This is a genomic window from Kribbella sp. NPDC003505 (assembly GCF_040610875.1).
GTDB lineage: Bacteria > Actinomycetota > Actinomycetes > Propionibacteriales > Kribbellaceae > Kribbella.
Genome location: NZ_JBEXNA010000003.1, coordinates 749,272 through 765,708, shown reverse-complemented (window position 1 = coordinate 765,708; position 16,437 = coordinate 749,272). Strand labels below are relative to the sequence as shown.

18 protein-coding genes are annotated in these 16,437 nt (G+C 69.0%); 7 read left to right on the top strand and 11 right to left on the bottom strand.

Features of this window, described 5'->3' with window-relative positions:
* Positions 1 to 2 precede the first annotated feature (2 nt).
* On the top strand, positions 3 to 1,457 hold the full coding sequence (locus tag ABZX12_RS12640) for a beta-N-acetylhexosaminidase (RefSeq protein ID WP_355692538.1): 1,455 nt from the start codon (positions 3 to 5) through the stop codon (positions 1,455 to 1,457).
* Positions 1,458 to 1,463: 6 nt separating this feature from the next.
* On the opposite strand, the gene ABZX12_RS12635 is transcribed toward ABZX12_RS12640, so the two are convergent.
* Entirely contained in the window at positions 1,464 to 1,727 is a 264-nt protein-coding gene (locus ABZX12_RS12635) for a protealysin inhibitor emfourin (protein ID WP_355692536.1), read from the bottom strand.
* A 445-nt stretch (positions 1,728 to 2,172) separates the two neighbouring features.
* Here ABZX12_RS12635 and ABZX12_RS12630 point away from each other — a divergent pair, with 445 nt between their 5' ends.
* Positions 2,173 to 2,376, top strand: coding sequence for a cold-shock protein (locus ABZX12_RS12630; protein ID WP_134100749.1), 204 nt, complete (start codon positions 2,173 to 2,175; stop codon positions 2,374 to 2,376).
* A 91-nt stretch (positions 2,377 to 2,467) separates the two neighbouring features.
* The gene (locus ABZX12_RS12625; RefSeq protein ID WP_355692535.1) at positions 2,468 to 2,956 is read left to right on the top strand and encodes a DUF6328 family protein; all 489 of its coding nucleotides are present in this window, start codon (positions 2,468 to 2,470) and stop codon (positions 2,954 to 2,956) included.
* Here the strand turns inward: ABZX12_RS12625 and ABZX12_RS12620 are convergent.
* Complete coding sequence (locus ABZX12_RS12620) at positions 2,937 to 3,791, bottom strand: LLM class flavin-dependent oxidoreductase (RefSeq protein ID WP_355692533.1); 855 nt, start codon at positions 3,789 to 3,791, stop codon at positions 2,937 to 2,939. The genes ABZX12_RS12625 and ABZX12_RS12620 overlap by 20 nt on opposite strands.
* Positions 3,792 to 3,920: 129 nt before the next feature.
* Here ABZX12_RS12620 and ABZX12_RS12615 point away from each other — a divergent pair, with 129 nt between their 5' ends.
* Both ABZX12_RS12615 and ABZX12_RS12610 read left to right on the top strand, forming a co-directional pair.
* Positions 3,921 to 5,687, top strand: a complete 1,767-nt coding sequence (locus tag ABZX12_RS12615) for a BCCT family transporter (protein WP_355692532.1) — start codon at positions 3,921 to 3,923, stop codon at positions 5,685 to 5,687.
* The gene (locus ABZX12_RS12610; RefSeq protein WP_355692855.1) at positions 5,638 to 6,078 is read left to right on the top strand and encodes a Uma2 family endonuclease; all 441 of its coding nucleotides are present in this window, start codon (positions 5,638 to 5,640) and stop codon (positions 6,076 to 6,078) included. The genes ABZX12_RS12615 and ABZX12_RS12610 overlap by 50 nt, the downstream gene beginning before the upstream one ends.
* A 25-nt stretch (positions 6,079 to 6,103) precedes the next feature.
* Here the strand turns inward: ABZX12_RS12610 and ABZX12_RS12605 are convergent, their stop codons facing one another.
* The 9 genes from ABZX12_RS12605 to whiA all read right to left on the bottom strand — a co-directional run bounded on the left by ABZX12_RS12605 (position 6,104) and on the right by whiA (position 14,125).
* Positions 6,104 to 6,367 (bottom strand): hypothetical protein, encoded by a 264-nt coding sequence (locus ABZX12_RS12605; protein ID WP_355692531.1) that lies wholly within the window; start codon positions 6,365 to 6,367, stop codon positions 6,104 to 6,106.
* A gap of 47 nt (positions 6,368 to 6,414) precedes the next feature.
* The gene (locus ABZX12_RS12600) at positions 6,415 to 7,395 is read right to left on the bottom strand and encodes an SMP-30/gluconolactonase/LRE family protein (RefSeq protein ID WP_355692529.1); all 981 of its coding nucleotides are present in this window, start codon (positions 7,393 to 7,395) and stop codon (positions 6,415 to 6,417) included.
* Between the two features lie 89 nt (positions 7,396 to 7,484).
* The gene (locus ABZX12_RS12595) at positions 7,485 to 7,844 is read right to left on the bottom strand and encodes an RNA polymerase-binding protein RbpA (RefSeq protein ID WP_131296896.1); all 360 of its coding nucleotides are present in this window, start codon (positions 7,842 to 7,844) and stop codon (positions 7,485 to 7,487) included.
* A gap of 16 nt (positions 7,845 to 7,860) precedes the next feature.
* Complete coding sequence (gene secG, locus ABZX12_RS12590; RefSeq protein WP_130385521.1) at positions 7,861 to 8,094, bottom strand: preprotein translocase subunit SecG; 234 nt, start codon at positions 8,092 to 8,094, stop codon at positions 7,861 to 7,863.
* A complete protein-coding gene (tpiA, locus tag ABZX12_RS12585) occupies positions 8,091 to 8,897 on the bottom strand; it encodes a triose-phosphate isomerase (RefSeq protein WP_355692527.1) in 807 nt (268 codons plus the stop codon). The genes secG and tpiA overlap by 4 nt, the downstream gene beginning before the upstream one ends.
* A 5-nt stretch (positions 8,898 to 8,902) precedes the next feature.
* A complete protein-coding gene (locus ABZX12_RS12580) occupies positions 8,903 to 10,096 on the bottom strand; it encodes a phosphoglycerate kinase (protein WP_355692525.1) in 1,194 nt (397 codons plus the stop codon).
* A gap of 84 nt (positions 10,097 to 10,180) precedes the next feature.
* Complete coding sequence (gap, locus tag ABZX12_RS12575) at positions 10,181 to 11,188, bottom strand: type I glyceraldehyde-3-phosphate dehydrogenase (RefSeq protein ID WP_131296890.1); 1,008 nt, start codon at positions 11,186 to 11,188, stop codon at positions 10,181 to 10,183.
* Positions 11,189 to 11,393: 205 nt separating this feature from the next.
* The gene (locus ABZX12_RS12570) at positions 11,394 to 12,920 is read right to left on the bottom strand and encodes a M4 family metallopeptidase (protein WP_355692523.1); all 1,527 of its coding nucleotides are present in this window, start codon (positions 12,918 to 12,920) and stop codon (positions 11,394 to 11,396) included.
* 221 nt (positions 12,921 to 13,141) lie between these two features.
* Positions 13,142 to 14,125: a DNA-binding protein WhiA gene (gene whiA, locus ABZX12_RS12565; RefSeq protein ID WP_355692522.1), complete on the bottom strand. Its 984-nt coding sequence runs from the start codon at positions 14,123 to 14,125 to the stop codon at positions 13,142 to 13,144.
* Between the two features lie 129 nt (positions 14,126 to 14,254).
* On the opposite strand from whiA, the gene ABZX12_RS12560 reads away from it, so the two are divergent.
* Together ABZX12_RS12560 and ABZX12_RS12555 are read left to right on the top strand one after the other, a co-directional pair.
* Positions 14,255 to 14,761 (top strand): SigE family RNA polymerase sigma factor, encoded by a 507-nt coding sequence (locus ABZX12_RS12560; RefSeq protein WP_355692520.1) that lies wholly within the window; start codon positions 14,255 to 14,257, stop codon positions 14,759 to 14,761.
* The gene (locus ABZX12_RS12555) at positions 14,758 to 16,197 is read left to right on the top strand and encodes a hypothetical protein (protein WP_355692519.1); all 1,440 of its coding nucleotides are present in this window, start codon (positions 14,758 to 14,760) and stop codon (positions 16,195 to 16,197) included. Before ABZX12_RS12560 ends, ABZX12_RS12555 begins: the two co-directional genes overlap by 4 nt.
* The last annotated feature ends 240 nt before the right edge of the window (positions 16,198 to 16,437 follow it).

Here is a 16,437-nt window from a genome sequence, read left to right as displayed (position 1 = left end):
TCATGATTCCGCAGCCCACAGCGCAGCAGCCGCTCCCCGACGAGACCTTCACCCTCCAGGCGGACGCCACCATCGGCGTCGACGACCCCGCTGTCCAGCCGATCGCCGAGCGGTTCGCCGCGCGGCTGCGGCGGTCGACCGGCTTCGCGCTGCCGGTGCGGGACGGCGCCGGCACCATCACGCTGTCGACCGGCGGCGCCGAGTCCTTGGGTGGTGAGGGCTACGAACTGCGCGCGGACGCGTCCGGCGTCACGATCTCGGCGGCCGGTGCCGAGGGCCTGTTCCGCGGCGTCACGACGCTCCGCCAACTGCTCCCGGCCAAGGCCGAGGCCGGCAGCGCCCAGGAAGGCCCGTGGGAGATCGCCGGTACGACGATCACGGACACCCCGCGGTACGGCTACCGCGGCGTGATGCTCGACGTCACCCGGCACTTCTTCACCGTCGACCAGGTGAAGAAGTTCATCGACCTGGTGTCGCTCTACAAGATCAACCGGCTGCACCTGCACCTGTCCGACGACCAGGGCTGGCGGATCCAGGTGGACTCCTGGCCGCGCCTCACGGAGTACGGCGGCAGCCTCCAGGTCGGCGGCGGCGCGGGCGGCGCGTACACGAAGGCCGACTTCGCCGAGATCGTCCGGTACGCCGCGGAGCACTACCTGATCGTCGTACCGGAGATCGACACCCCCGGGCACACGAACGCCGCGCTCGCGTCGTACCCGGAGCTCACCCCGGACGAGGTCGCGCCGAAGCTGTACACCGACACCGAGGTCGGGTTCAGCACGCTGACCGTCGACAAGGAACGGACGTACGAGTTCCTCGACGACGTGTTCCGCGAGGTGGCCGAGCAGACGCCGGGTGACCTGCTCCACCTCGGCGGCGACGAGGCGCACTCGACGCCGCACTCCGACTACCTGACCTTCGTGCCGAAGGCCGCCGAGCTCGTCGCCAAACAGGGCAAGACGGTGATGGGCTGGCACGAGATCGCCGACGCGCCGCTGCCGGCCGGCACGGTCGTGCAGTACTGGGGCACCGAGGACGAGAAGGCGCAGGCGCTGGCGCTGAAGGCGGTCGAGCAGGGCGCGACGCTCGTCCTCTCACCCGCGAACCGGGCGTACCTGGACATGAAATACCACGCGGAGACGCCGCTCGGCCTGCAGTGGGCCGGCCTGGTCAGCGTCGAGCAGTCCTACAGCTGGAACCCGGCGACGCTGATCCCGAACGTGCCGGCCGGCGCCATCGACGGCGTCGAGGCGCCGCTGTGGACGGAGACGCTCGACGACCTGGACAAGGTCGAGTTCATGACGTTCCCGCGGCTCCCCGGGATCGCCGAGCTCGGGTGGTCGCCGGAGTCCGCGCTCGACTGGACGACGTACCGCGAGCGGCTGGCCGAGCAGGGATCGCGCTGGGAGGTGCTCGGCGTCAACTTCTATCGGGCGCCGGAGATCGACTGGCGCTGACCCGACTCAGCCGAGGACCCGGTCGAGCAGCCACGCAGTGGTCTCGTCCAGGTCCTGCTCTGCGACGGTGTGGATCGTGGTGTCGGCGTCCTGCACTTCCAGCCGGTACACGTACCGGTCCGGCTGCGGCCGGCCGGAGCCGAGGTCCTTGGCGCCCAGCGCGCGGACCGCGGCCTCCAGCCGGTCCGCGTCCGGTTGGCCAGTTGTGTCCAGTTCGCCCTGCTGGATCAGCCCGGCGAAACCGCCGCTGCGGGTCACGCTGACGATCACTGCTGCCTCCTCGCGGTTGCGTGCCCTGCAACTCCAGCGCACCTGCCCCGCACCTGTCCACAGCCGCGCGACACGCCGGGGAATCCGATCAGAATTCTGCGTCCATCACCCGGCGTACCGGTGAATTGTCCTTCGTTGCCAATGCCCGGCGGCCGCCGCCGCCTGCGAAACAGCAGGTCGGCGCGTGATTTGCGGTGCCGGACCGCGACCGTCACGACCGGGATCAGCTGGGCACGGAGCGTAACGACCGGCGACAATCAGCGACACGTGTTTGTGGTCACCCCTACCATCAGCCCGCAGAACGGCTACAGTTATGGCGTTGCAAGTTTGGACTCCCTGACTTTTGCTGTGCTGCATGGCCGGTCTGTCGTCTGGGGCCTTTCGGCGACGCGCGGCTCATGAGGTGTGGGTCGCGGATTGTTAATAGCCATCGAGGAGATAGACAATGGCTGTCGGTACTGTCAAGTGGTTCAACGCTGACAAGGGCTTCGGCTTCATCACCCCGGATGACGGTGGCGCGGACGTGTTCGCGCACTACTCGGCCATCCAGATGTCGGGCTTCCGCTCGCTGGACGAGAACCAGCGCGTCGAGTTCGAGATCACCCAGGGCCAGAAGGGCCTGCAGGCGGAGAACATCCGCGCGATCTGATTCGTCGGATCACCCTTCTAGAACCTACGGAGGGGCCGCACACCGCAATCGGTGTGTGGCCCCTCCGCCGTTTCCAGGGCCTAATGGAAGCGTGACCGACGACCCGCGGTACAGCCGGCCGGACGAGGATCCCGGCGAGCGCCTCGACCGCCACTGGATCGAGCTCCTCCAGGAGCTGCGGCTGGCCCAGACCGGCACGCAGATCCTGTTCGCGTTCCTGCTCGGGATCGCCTTCCAGGCCCGCTTCCAGGACGCGGGCAGCTTCGTCCACACCGTGTACGCCGCCACGCTGATCGCGTCCGCCCTGTCGGTCGGCCTGTTCGTGGCGCCGGTGTCCTTCCACCGGCTCATCTACCGCCGCCAACTCCGGCACCGGATGCTCCCGATCGCCAGCCGGATGGCGATCGCCGGACTGATCTTCCTGATCGTGGCCGTCGCCGGGGGCCTGCTGCTCGCCCTCGACGTCGTCCTCCCCCGAGGGATGGCCGTCTTCGCCGTCGCCTGCATCCTGATCTGGTTCATGATCTTCTGGTACGGCGTCCCGGCCTACATCCGGCGCACTAGCGGAGACGAGGAATGACCTCGGTCGCGATCGTCTCCAGCACCGCCTCCGAGCCGGCGTACACGCCTTCGGAGCGCGGCCAGTGGGTGATGACGTCGGTGAAGCCGAGGGCGGCTGCGCGGCCGACGGCGTCCTCGAAGGCGGATGGGCCGGCCAGGGCGTAGGCCTTGGAGTCGAGGGACAGGTAGCGGTCCAAGTGGCGGCCCTCGAGTAGGTCGTCGAGGCGGTGGCTCAGAGCGGCGACGGACGTGAACCAGCTGTCCAGGTCGTCGGCCGCTCCCCCGGTCGTCATCCAGCCGTCGCCGTGTTCGGCGGCGAACCTGACCGACCGTGGACCGTTGCCGGCCAGGATGAACGGGACGCGCGGTTGCTGCACGCAGCCCGGCAGCGTCCGGGCGTTGCGCGTCTCGAAGTACTCGCCCTTGAAGTCCACGCCGTCCGTGGTGAGCAGCGTGTCGAGCAGATTCACGAACTCCTCGAAGCGGTCCTGCCGCTGCCGCGGCGTCCGGTCCGGCCCGCCCTGGATCGTCGCGTCCAGACTGCCGCCGGCGCCGATCCCGCACACGAACCGGCCGTCGGAGACGTCGTCGATCGCGAGGATGTCGCGGGTCAGCGCCAGCGGGTGCCGGAAGTTCGGCGACGTGACGAACGTGCCGAGCCTGATCGTCGACGTGGCCAGCGCGGCCGCCGTCAGCGTCGGCGTGGTCCCGTACCACGGCGAGTCCTGGAGACCGCTCCAGGTCAGGTGGTCGTACGTCCACGCATGGTCGAACCCGTACTCCTCAGCCCGCCGCCACCGCGGCGCGGCGTCCCGCCACCGGTACTCCGGCAGGATCGCGATTCCGAAACGCATGGACCGCACCCTACCGAGTGTGGCCGAGACCACGATTGTTGCGTTTTGCCACGATCTCCGACACGGTCGTAAGGCCCTACCCCCGACACAACAGAACGGAGGCGCGCCGAAGCGAGGCGTGACTTACCTGTGGCCATCGACATCGACAGCCAGACAGAGACTCCCGACCACGCAGCACATCCCGCCATCGCCGCACCACCACCGCCCGGCAGCCGAAGTCGCGGCTCCGGCCTCGATCGCGTCACCTTCGGTGTCACCGCGGTCATCGCCCTGGCGTTCGTCGCCTGGGGCATCGTCGACGCCACCGGTCTCGGTACGGCGTCCACCTCGGCCCTCGGCTGGGTCGAACAGAACACCGGCTGGCTGTTCGTCCTGCTGGCCTCCGGCTTCGTCGTCTACGTGATCTGGCTGGCGGCCGGACGCTACGGGCGGATCCCACTCGGCCGCGACGACGAGGAACCCGAGTTCAAGACCGTGTCCTGGGTCGCGATGATGTTCAGCGCCGGCATGGGCATCGGCCTGATGTTCTTCGGCGTCAGCGAGCCGCTGTCGCACTTCGCCGCTCCCCCGCCCGGCACCGTCGAGGGCGGTACGTCGCAGGCGCTGGAGACCGCGATGGCGACGACGCTGTTCCACTGGACGCTGCACCCGTGGGCGATCTACGCAGTCGTCGGCATCGCGATCGCGTACGGCACCTTCCGGCGCGGCCGCTCGCAGCTGATCAGCGCGGCGTTCGCCCCGCTGCTGGGCCGCCGTACCGAAGGACCGATCGGCAAGGTCATCGACGGGCTGGCGATCTTCGCGACCCTGTTCGGATCGGCCGCGTCGCTCGGGCTCGGCGCGCTGCAGATCGGGTCCGGCGTCCGGATCCTCGGCTGGCTGGACAAGACCGGCAACGCCGTCATGGTCGGCGTCATCGCCGTACTGACCGCGGCGTTCGTCGCGTCCGCCGTGTCCGGCGTTGCCAAGGGCATCCAGTGGCTCTCGAACATCAACATGGTGCTGGCCGTCGTGCTCGCGGTCTTCGTGTTCGTGGTCGGCCCGACGGTGCTGATCCTGAACCTGGTCCCGACCGCGATCGGCGACTACTTCCGCGACCTGGCCGACATGGCCGCCCGGACCGAGGCCAGCGGCGGCGACGCGATGGCGAAATGGCTGTCCGGCTGGACCGTCTTCTACTGGGCGTGGTGGATCTCGTGGACGCCGTTCGTCGGCATGTTCATCGCCCGGATCAGCCGCGGCCGCACGATCCGGCAGTTCGTCACCGGCGTGCTGCTGGTGCCGTCGCTGGTCAGCCTGCTGTGGTTCTGCATCTTCGGCGGGACCGCGATCGACATCCAGCGCGGCGGCACCGACATCGCCGGCGCGTCGACGGCCGAGGGCCAGCTGTTCGGCATGCTCGACCACATCCCGCTCAGTGCGGTCACCACGATCATCGTCGTCGTCCTGGTCGCGATCTTCTTCGTGTCCGGTGCGGACGCGGCGTCGATCGTGATGGGCACGCTGTCCGAGCGCGGCGCGATCGAGCCGAAGAAGCCGCTGGTGATCTTCTGGGGCGTGCTCACCGGTGCGGTCGCCGCCGTGATGCTGCTCGCCGGCGGAGGCGGCTCCGATGCCCTGCAAGGCCTGCAGAACCTGACGATCGTCGCGGCCCTGCCGTTCGCGGTCGTGATGGTCGGGCTGGCGGTCGCGCTGGCCAAGGACCTGCGCACGGATCCCCTGATGTTGCGCCGCGAGATCGGCTCGGAGGCGGTCGAGGCGGCGGTCATCGAGGGCGTCGGCCGGCACGGCGACGACTTCGCCCTGGTCGTCTGCAACGGCAACGGCCAGACCAACGGAACCGAGGATCCGCTGTCACCGCAGGCCGACGACGCGGTGCCACCGCCCAGACGCTGAGCCTCGAACAACGTCCCACCGCCGCCGGCCGAGTCGGCGGCGGTGGGCATCACTGCGGACCGGGTGGATCGAGCCCGACCTGGTCGTCCTGCGCGAGAGCGTTCGGCAGCAGACGTGGATCGAGGCCGAGCAGGTGCTGTGCCCGATCGAGATCATTTCACCGTCGTCGTTCCATCGAGACCGCATCGACAAGCCGGCGATCTGCGCCGGCCAGGGCATGCCGTACTACCTGCACGTCGAGATTCGTCCCAACGACGTGCTGATCGAGCTCCTCCACCTGCACGGCGGCGAGTACGTTCTGCAGGCGCAGGCACGCTCCGGACAGATCTTCCAGGCATCCGAACCGTTCGCGTTCTCCTTCGATCCGGCAGAACTCCTCGAGCCTCGCTGACCGCCAGACCGGTGCGACCTGCTCTTCAGTCGGCGTCCCGCGGGAGGTCCCAGGCCGCGCGCCGGGCCCGTTCGACGACGGCCTCGTCGTCGTCCGGGAAGCGGAGTACGACCTTCTGGTGCGCGTCGAAGCGCGGCGGCACGAAGAACAGGTCCGGGTACGCCCCCAGCAACCGCTTGCGGTCCTCGAAATCCATCCGGACCACGAGCGACCCGGCGTCGTACTGCCGGGCATCGAGGCGCCCGTCGAGCGTCCAGCGCACCGGACCGCCGGCGCGCGACTCCTTCATCCGATCAAGTGCCGTGGCGATGCGACTGGCGTCTGCGAGGTCCTCGATCAGCGCGGCGGTGTCGGGAACGTCGCCAGGGAGCTGGTGCCGATGCTTCCCAGCCACACCTTCCCGTCGCGTTCGCGGACGCCGGTGGGCATGTGGAAGTCCGGGTGCTTGGCGCGCAGGTCGTGGACCAGCGCTCCGGTCTCGTCGTACGCCTGGATCTCGATGATGTCCGCGGCCTTCGGCTTCAGCGCGTCCGGCAGCGCCCAGACGACCTTGCGGAGCGCCGGATGCTTGGGCAGCAACAGGTCGAGGACAGCGTTGCGCGGCGACCCGACCGCGACCCAGATCAGGCCGTCGGAACCGCGGGCGATGTTGTCCGGCAGCCCCGGGATGTCGGCGATCTGCACGGGCTCGGCGCCGTCGGCCGTGAGGTCGAGCTTGTAGAGGCCGTACGTCGCGGTCTCGGCCCAGAAGAGCGAGCGGTGGTCGCTGCTGAGCGCCACGCCGTTCGGGAAGCCGCGGCCGGTCGCCAGCCGGGTGACCTCCCCGTCCGGCGTCCGGCGGTACACGCTGCCGGTGGTGGAGTGTTCGAGGAGGTCGGCCATCCACTCGTCGATACCGAACCGGGTCGAGGAGTCGGTGAAGTAGATCGTGCCGTCCTCGGTGACGTCGGCGTTGTTGCAGAACCGCATCGGCCGGCCGTCGATCTCCGCGAGCAACGTCGCGACCCGGTTGTCCTTGTCCAGCGTCAGCAGGCCGCGGTTCGCGTCGCAGATCAGCACCTTGCCGTCCGGCAGCCACTCCAGCCCGAGCGGCCGGCCGCCGGTGTCGGCGAGCGTGCTGATCGTCTTTCCGTCGGCGCTGACGCGCAGGATGCGGCCGTCGTACAGCCCGGTGAGGACGCTGCCGTCCGCGTCGATGAGCGTGTCCTCGGGGCCGGCGCCCGGCAACCCGACGACCGCCACCTCGATCCCGGTCGGCGTGCGGGCCGGCGGCGCGGGCGGCGGGGTCCAGCGGACGGGCGCGATCGACGACGTCATGCGCAGACCTTAGCGCTTCGCGGTCGGCCGACCACAAACGGTACAGCCCGGACCGATACTCGATCGGTCCGGGCTGCTCGCCGTACTGGTCAGAAGATGACTTCGCCGCGGGCGCGGCGGGCGCGGAGCTTCTCCAGCGCCTCGTCGAGGATCTCCTGGGCCTCCTGCTCGGAGCGGCGCTCCTTCACATAGGCCAGGTGCGTCTTGTAGGGCTCGATCTTCGGCGGCGGAGGCGGGTTGTTCACATCGGTGCTGGTCGGCAGACCGCACCGCGGACAATCCCATTCCTCCGGGATGGCCGCCTCGACCGCGAACCAGGTCGCGGTCTCGTGGCCGTTCGCACAGAAGAACACGATGCGCTGCCGGGGCGCGGTGTCGCCGCGCTCCGCCTCGCCCATCGGTCCGGCGCCGACCCGGCTGCCACGAATCGCACTGCCACCACCAGCCACGGGAACCTACTCCCCCTCAGCCGAGCTTGTAGAGCAGGCCGAGCGCGACGATGGCGGCGAACCAGATCAGACCGACACCGATGGTGATCCGGTCCAGGTTCCGCTCGGCGACCGACGAGCCGCCCAGGCTGGACGACACACCGCCACCGAACAGATCCGAGAGGCCGCCACCGCGGCCTTTGTGCAGCAGCACCAGCAGCGTCAGGAACAGGCTGCAGACGATCACGACGATCGAGAAAGCGAGAATCACGAGGAGTAGCCTAACTGAAGGTCCAGGTAACGGCAGATGCCGGCGAACTCGTCCACCTGGAGGCTCGCACCTCCGACCAGGCAGCCGTCGACATCCGGTTGGGCCATGATGCCACCTGCACTGGCCATCTTCACCGATCCGCCGTAAAGAATCCGTACCGAGTCGGCGACCGAGGGTGAGATCGTCTCCTCGATCCGGCCCCGGATCGCGGCGATCACCTCCTGCGCGTCCTCCGGCGTCGCGACCTCGCCGGTGCCGATCGCCCAGACCGGCTCGTACGCGATCACGACCTTGCGGACGTCGTCCTGCTTCAGCCCGGCCAGACCGGCGTCGACCTGACCGAGGCAGTGCGCGACGTGACCGTCGGCCTTCCGGATCTCCAGGCCCTCGCCGACGCACATGATCGGGGTCAGCCCCGCCTCGAGCGCCTTCGTGGTCTTGGCGTTGACCAGCTCGTCGGTCTCGTTGTGGTACTGCCGGCGCTCGGAGTGCCCGGTCAGCACGTACGTGCAGCCGAGCTTGGTGAGCATGCCCGCCGAGATCTCGCCGGTGTACGCCCCGGAGTCGTGCGTGGACACGTCCTGGGCGCCGTACCTGATCTTCATCCGGTCACCGTCGACCAGCGTCTGCACGCTGCGGATGTCGGTGAACGGCGGCAGCACCGCCACCTCGACCCGGTCGAAGTCGTGCTTCTTGTCCTGCAGCGTCCAGCTCAGCTTCTGCAGCAGGTGCACGGCCTCGACGTGGTTGAGGTTCATCTTCCAGTTGCCCGCCATCAACGGCGTACGGGCGCTGTCGGCCATCGGTTTCAGTCCTCTTCCAGTACCGCGAGACCCGGGAGCTCCTTGCCCTCCAGGTATTCGAGCGACGCACCGCCACCGGTGGAGATGTGGCCGAACGCCTCGTCGGCGAAGCCTAGCTGCCGGACGGCGGCCGCGGAGTCACCGCCGCCGACGACGCTCAGGCCGTCCACCTCGGTCAACGCCTGCGCGACGGCCTTGGTTCCGCCGGCGAACGGCGCCATCTCGAAGACGCCCATCGGGCCGTTCCAGAACACGGTGTGCGCACCGGCGATCTCGGCGGCGAAGGCCGTGCCGGACTCCGGGCCGATGTCCAGGCCGAGCTGGTCGGCGGGGATCGCGTCGGCGGCCACCACGGTGGCCGGCGAGTCGGCCTTGAACTCGGGCGCGACCACGATGTCGGTCGGCAGCACGATCTTCTCGCCGGCCTCCTTCAGGTACCCCCGGACGACGTCCAGCTGGTCCTCTTCGAGCAGGCTCTTGCCGACCTCGTGGCCCTGTGCCTTGAGGAACGTGAAGACCATGCCGCCGCCGATCAGCAGCTTGTCGGCCTTGGCGAGCAGGTTGTCGATCACCGCGAGCTTGTCCGACACCTTGGCGCCGCCGAGCACCACGACGTACGGCCGGGCCGGATCCTCGGTGAGCTTCTTCAGGACGTCGACCTCGGCGAGCACCAGCCCGCCGGCCGCGTGCGGCAGCTTGCGGGCCACGTCGTACACGCTGGCCTGCTTGCGGTGCACGACACCGAAGCCGTCGCTGACGAACACGTCCGCGAGCGCGGCGAGTTCCTCGGCCAGCGCCTCGCGCTGCGCCTCGTCCTTGCTCTCCTCGCGCGGGTCGTAGCGGACGTTCTCGAGCAGCAGCACCTCGCCCTCGTCCAGGTCCTGTACGGCGGCCTGCGCCGCGTCGCCGGTGACGTCGCCGGCGAACCGCACGATGATGCCCTCGGGCCGGAGCAGCTCGCCGAGCCGCTTCGCGACCGGGGCCAGCGTGAACTCCGGCTTCGGCTCGCCCTTCGGACGGCCCAGGTGCGCGGTGACGATCACCTTCGCGCCGGCCTTCGCCAGCGTGATCAGCGTCGGCAGCGAGGCGCGGATCCGGCCGTCGTCGCCGATCACCTCGCCCTTGATCGGCACGTTCAGGTCGGAGCGGACCAGCACCCGCTGACCGGCCAGGTCGCCGAGATCTTCGATGGTCTTCACAGTGTCAGATCCTCAGGAGAAACAGGCTTGCGCCCGAAGGAGGACACCAGGGTCACCTTCGGACGCAAGCACCGGAACGGAACGTCAGAGCGAGGCGCCGACGTGGTTGACCAGGTCGACCAGGCGGTTCGAGTAGCCCCACTCGTTGTCGTACCAGCCGACGACCTTGACCTGGTTGCCGATCACCTTGGTCAGGCCCGCGTCGAAGATGCAGGACGCCGGGTCGGTGACGATGTCGCTCGAGACGATGTCGTCTTCGGTGTAGGTCAGGTAGCCCTTCAGCGAGCCCTCGGACGCAGCGGCCTTGTAGGCCTCCTTGACCTCTTCGACGGTGACCTCGCGGCCGACCTCGACGGTCAGGTCGGTGGCCGAGCCGGTCGGGACCGGCACCCGCAGCGCGTAGCCGTCCAGCTTGCCCTTGAGCTCCGGCAGCACCAGGCCGATCGCCTTCGCGGCGCCGGTCGAGGTCGGGACGATGTTCAGCGCGGCGGCGCGGGCGCGACGCAGGTCCTTGTGCGGACCGTCCTGCAGGTTCTGGTCCTGGGTGTACGCGTGGATCGTGGTCATCAGACCCTTCTCGATCGTGAACGCGTCGTTCAGTACCTTCGCCAGCGGGGCGATGCAGTTCGTGGTGCAGGACGCGTTCGAGATCACGGTGTGCTTCTCGGCGTCGTACAGGTCGTGGTTCACGCCCATCACCACGGTGAGGTCCTCGTTCTTCGCCGGGGCGGAGATGATGACCTTCTTGGCGCCGTTGTCGGCGTGCGTCTTGGCCTTGGTGGCGTCGGTGAAGAAGCCGGTGGACTCGATCACCACGTCGGCGCCGACGTCCGACCACTTCAGGTTGGCCGGGTCGCGCTCGGCGAACGCCTTGAAGCTCTTGCCGCCGACGGTGATGTCGTCGTCGGTGGCGGAGACCTCACCCGGGAAGCGGCCCAGGATCGAGTCGTACTTCAGCAGGTGAGCGAGGGTCTGGTTGTCGGTCAGGTCGTTGACGGCGACGACCTCGATGTCGGCACCGGACGCCTGCACGGCGCGGAAGAAGTTACGGCCGATGCGGCCGAAGCCGTTGATACCTACGCGTACGGTCACGGGTCTGCGTCTCCTCAGAACTAGCTTTGGCACTGCCGCTACAGCCCGAACACTAGCCCAACAGCCCACTCGATCAACTGGTAGCGTCCAGATGAGACCACCGGTAGTTTTTCACTGCTTCAGACCAGACCACTGGCTGGTACGACGAACGGCGATTTCCGGAAAGTCTCTCCGGAAACCGCCGCTCGATCAGATGTTCATCCCGTTACGGCAGAACGTTCACCGCGGCCCAGGCCGTGTCGACCGCGGCCCGCTCCGCGCTGCTCGCGCCGTACAGGTCCGTGGCGGCGTTCAGCGTCGCCGTCCGGGCGCCGTGGTAGTCGGTCCGCGACGTCATGTACGTCGTCAGCGCACGGTACCAGATCTTCTCGGCCTTGGTGATGCCGATCCCGGTGACCGTGACGCCGCCCGCGGTCGGGCTGTTGTACGCGACGCCGTTGATCGTCTTCGCGCCGCTGCCCTCGGACAGCAGGTAGAAGAAGTGGTTGCCGACACCGGACGAGTAGTGCACGTTCAGCCGGCCGACGCTCTTCGACCACGCGTCCGCGCTGGCCCCGTCCATCGACGGCTTGTCCATCCGCCGGATGTAGTTCACCGCAGGGTCGTAGTCGGTGAAGATCTCCTCACCCATCACGTAGTCCGGGGTGTCCTGGCTGTTGGCGGCGTACCACTCGACCGCCGTACCGAAGATGTCCGAGGTGGATTCGTTCAGACCGCCGGACTCGCCGCTGTAGCGCAGGCCGGCCGAGCGGCTGGTGACACCGTGGCTCATCTCGTGGCCGGCGATGTCCAGCTCGACCAGCGGGCCGATGCCCTGGCTCGCGTCGCCGTCGCCGTACCGCATGCAGAAGCACGAGTCGCTCCAGGATGCGTTCACGTACGCGCCGTCGTGGACGTACGACTTCGCGCCCTGACCGTCGTTGGCGATGCCGTTGCGGCCGTGCACGTTCTTGTAGTAGTCCCAGGTCTCCGCGATGCCGTAGTGCGCGTCGACGCCGGCGGTCTGGGCGTTGGAGTTGCTGCCGGTCCCCCACACGTTGTCCGCGTCGGAGTAGAGCGTGCCGGCGTTGTACGTCGAGTTGCCGCCGCGGACCGGGTCGACCATCGTCCAACTGGTGCCGGACTTGGTGGTGTCGAGCCCGACGGTGCCGACGTACAGGCCGGTGCCGCTGCCGAGGTCGTCGTTGACGGTCGTCCAGCTGTCGAGGACCTTGCCGGTCTGCGCGTCGACGTACGTCTCGGTGCCGGTCGGCTCACCGTTGGCCTTGCGGCCCTCGCTGACGACCTTGTAGGCGAGCTTGGACTGGCCGGCGTTCGTCACGAACACGACGAGCTGCTGCTTGCTGCTCTTCGTCTTGGCGGCTGCGAGCGCTGTCGCGGCGGACACGGCCGGCTTCGTCGACAGGCTGAGCTTGCCGATGCCACCGGTGGACGAACGGGCCTTGCCCGCCTTGTCCTGGTGGACGACGACATCGCCGCCGACGACGGGTAGACCCTGGTAAGTGCGGTCGAACCGGACATGGCTGCTGCCGTCCGCGTCCGTGACGACATCGCGGACGACCAGGTCGCTGCCGTCGCCGAGGCCGAGCTGCGCGGCGTTGGCGCGGGCGGCCGCGACCGGCGAGGCCGGGCCGCTGCCGGGCTGGGCGGCCTGGACGGTGGCGGTGATGGAGGCGACGGCCAGGCCGGCGATCGCCGTCGCGGCGAGACCGGCGCGATGGATGCGCTTCATGGGAACTCCCTTGGGCGGAAGACGCGCACGCACCGGGACAAGGTCGTGCGCGAATGGGCACGGACACCCTGTGCGACCCGTCCGCCAAAAGGAACCGATCGACGTCGAAATCCCCGAAGTCCCGGGTAATCCTTCGACGCCGGGCCGGTCACCCGCGCCGACGGCAGCGGCCCCGGAAACGAGTTCCGGGGCCGCTGGTTCGTGCGGGAGGTCGCTGCCGATCAGGCCGGGTCGAGCATCTCCGGGGTCAGGTTGGCCTCGGTGTTCGGGATGCCGAGGTCGCCGGCGCGCTTGTCGGCCATCGCGAGCAACCGGCGGATGCGGCCGGCCACGGCGTCCTTGGTGAGGGCCGGCTCGTGCAGCTGGCCGAGCTCCTCGAGGCTGGCCTGCTTGTGCTCCAGCCGCAGCTTGCCCGCCACCTGCAGATGGTCAGGCACGTCGTCGCCGAGGATCTCCAGGGCCCGCTCGACGCGAGCACCCGCCGCCACCGCCGCGCGGGCCGAACGGCGCAGGTTCGCGTCGTCGAAGTTGGCCAGCCGGTTCGCGGTCGCGCGGACCTCGCGGCGCATCCGGCGCTCCTCCCAGGCCAGCACCGACTCGTGCGCGCCGAGCCGGGTCAGCAGGGCGCCGATCGCGTCGCCGTCGCGGATCACCACGCGATCGACGTTGCGCACCTCGCGGGCCTTCGACCCGATGCCGAGCCGCCGCGCCGCACCGACCAGCGCGAGGGCCGCCTCCGGCCCCGGGCAGGTCACCTCGAGCGAGGACGACCGGCCGGGCTCGGTCAGCGAACCGTGCGCCAGGAACGCACCCCGCCAGGCCGCCACCGCGTCACAGGATGCGCCGGACACCACGGCCGGCGGGAGACCGCGGACCGGGCGGCCGCGGTTGTCGACCAGACCGGTCTGGCGCGCGAGCGCGTCGCCGTCCCGGACCACGCGGACGACGTACTTCGTCTGCTTGCGGATGCCGGACGGGGAGATCACCACCACGTCGGACGGGTGACCGAAGATCTCGGCGATGTCCTTGCGCAGCCGCCGCGCCGCGGCGCCGCTGTCCAGCTCGGCCTCCACGACGATCCGTCCGGACACCAGGTGCAGCCCGCCGGCGAACCGCAGGATCGACGAAACCTCGGCCTTGCGGCAACACGGCTTGGTCACCTGAATACTGGTCAGCTCGGACTTCACCTGTGCTGTCATCGCCATAGAAAGCATCCTCCCACCCATGTCAAAGACCCTCGGATCACCAACGGGCGGCGGGTGCCCCGGTTACGGCCGCTGCAACCTTCCGGTCCGGTCGGTGCGTTACCTCGCCGACAGTCCGAGAGGAGGGGCATGAAGGCTCCGGATGAAGCCGAGTTCACCGAGTTCGCGGCGAACTCGGTCCGCCGGCTGCGCAGGACGGCGTACCTGATGTGCGGGGACTGGCATCGGGCCGAGGACGCGGCGCAGGACGCGCTGGTGAAGGTGTACCGGCGGTGGCACCGGATCGATCGGACGCAGGGGCTGAACGGGTACGCGCACCAATGCCTGGTGACGGCGGTGTTCGACCAGTCGCGGAAGCCGTGGCGGCGGGAGCGGCTCGTCGACAGCGACGACCAGGCCGGACCGCTGCCCGATGCGATCGGGGCCGTCGACGACCGGATGCTGGTCGTCCAGGCACTCGGGGCGCTGCCGCCGAGCCAACGCGCGTGTGTCGTCCTGCGGCACTACGCCGACCTCAGCCTCGAACAGACCGCCGACGTCCTCGGCATCGGCACCGGCGGCGTGAAGAGCCAGACCTCCCGCGGCCTGACCAGACTCCGCGAACTCCTCGACCAGACCGAAAGGAGCGCCTCATGAGCACCGATATCGAGCGTCTGCTGGCTGCTGCCGCCGACGACGCCGACCAGCCACTCACCACCGACGTCGACCAACTGCTGACCAAGGCCCGGCGCTCGGTCCGTCGAGGCCGGCTCGTCACGGTGTCGACCGCGGTCCTCACCACCGGTGTGATCATCGCCGGCATCGCCACCTGGTCCGCGAACCGCTCGGACGACGACGGCCTGGCGGGCACGCCGAAGAACCAGACGATCACGATCGACGCCACCACCGGCGCAGTCGTCGACCACGAGACCGGGCGGCAGATCGGGCCGCCACCGCCGGTGAGCCCGCTGTCCGATGCCGAGGTGTACCGGCGCTGCGCGCAGTACGACCGCGAGAACGTGACGTTCCTGCAGGAGCACAAGGCCAACGTCTGGGACAAAGCCGGACCGATCACGCCGCAGTGGAAGGTCGTGTTCAAGAGCGGCGACCAGTCGTTCCTCTCCGCCGGATTCCTGTCGCCCGACAGGTCGATCGTCTCCACCTGCACGATGGACGCGCCGCAGAAACCGTTCACCAACGGACGTCTCAGCACCACCGAGGTGCAACCGCGCAGCGCCAACGGCGTACCGCAGGCGGTCGAGTCCGGTGCCCTGGTCCCGGTCGCCGGCGCCGCACGCGTGCTCGTCGAGACGAACGACGACGTGCTCCCCCGGCAGGCGCTGGTCGGCTCCGACGGGTTCTACACGCTCGGCTACGACGGATCGCCACGCGGCGTGCGCGGCATCAAACGAGTCCGCGCGTACGACGCCGACGGCAAGAAGATCTGGCAGTTCGACTACAAGGCCCCCGCGCGGCCGGCACCGCCGTCGGTCCCGTCGAGCGTCACCGTGAAGACTGCCGAGCCGGTCACGCCGGAGGTCGTCCTCATCAAGGATCCCCTGACAGGGAAGGCGCTTGCGCCCCCGCCGCCGGTCAGTCCGTTGACCGACGAGCAGATCACCACCCGGTGCCGCGGAGTCGACGACATCTACTTCAGCGGCAGCCGCAGCCCGGCAGACCCTCGCATCAAGGCCGCCGGTCCGGTCACGAAGGACTGGCAGGTCGCGCTCAAGACCGGGACAGGCAACAAGCTCACCGCAGTCCTCGTCTCGCCGGACAAGCGCGTTTATGCGTGGTGCCACATGCTGGGAGCGACAGCCAAGGGCGCGTACGACTACAACCGCGGCGCCGTACAAGCCGACGGGAAGTTCGCGGACACGTTCGACTTCGGGATGGTGCCGGACGGCGTCGCGCAACTCGTCGTCGACCTGCCGAAGCAGGGCCCGACCCGCGCGCTGATCTCGAACGGCTTCTACATCTGGGGTCTCACCGGCGGGAACTCGGACATCCAGAGCGTCCGGGTCCGCGGGTACGACGCGCGCGGCAAGCAGATCTACGACACCAAGAAGGACGTCGACGCCGACTTCGACTAGAACTCGTCGTCGATCAGGCTCTTCGGCAGACAGCCGTTGGTCCAGAGGATCGCTTGCCACCGGCAAGTGGCGATCGAGGACCGGTGGACGGCCGGCAATCAGCCCGAGTAGTGCGGAAATCCCTGCCATGGCGGCAAGAATGCGCGTACTTACTGGTCCTGCAGAGAGATGTCATTGAGCCCTGAAGGCGTGGACTGCCCGTACCGCGGCGGGCAGGTCAATTGCTGCGGGCAACGTCAT

Excerpts from the sequence above, each read along its gene's own strand:
- ABZX12_RS12620 (WP_355692533.1), bottom strand. The coding sequence starts at position 3,791 with ATGCGTTTCGGAATCGCGATCCTGCCGGAGTACCGGTGGCGGGACGCC.
- ABZX12_RS12630 (WP_134100749.1), top strand. The coding sequence starts at position 2,173 with ATGGCTGTCGGTACTGTCAAGTGGTTCAACGCTGACAAGGGCTTCGGC.
- tpiA (WP_355692527.1), bottom strand. The coding sequence starts at position 8,897 with ATGGCCGACAGCGCCCGTACGCCGTTGATGGCGGGCAACTGGAAGATG.
- ABZX12_RS12600 (WP_355692529.1), bottom strand. The coding sequence starts at position 7,395 with ATGACGTCGTCGATCGCGCCCGTCCGCTGGACCCCGCCGCCCGCGCCG.
- ABZX12_RS12605 (WP_355692531.1), bottom strand. The coding sequence starts at position 6,367 with ATGAAGGAGTCGCGCGCCGGCGGTCCGGTGCGCTGGACGCTCGACGGG.
- ABZX12_RS12560 (WP_355692520.1), top strand. The coding sequence starts at position 14,255 with ATGAAGGCTCCGGATGAAGCCGAGTTCACCGAGTTCGCGGCGAACTCG.
- ABZX12_RS12555 (WP_355692519.1), top strand. The coding sequence starts at position 14,758 with ATGAGCACCGATATCGAGCGTCTGCTGGCTGCTGCCGCCGACGACGCC.
- whiA (WP_355692522.1), bottom strand. The coding sequence starts at position 14,125 with ATGGCGATGACAGCACAGGTGAAGTCCGAGCTGACCAGTATTCAGGTG.
- ABZX12_RS12570 (WP_355692523.1), bottom strand. The coding sequence starts at position 12,920 with ATGAAGCGCATCCATCGCGCCGGTCTCGCCGCGACGGCGATCGCCGGC.
- ABZX12_RS12640 (WP_355692538.1), top strand. The coding sequence starts at position 3 with ATGATTCCGCAGCCCACAGCGCAGCAGCCGCTCCCCGACGAGACCTTC.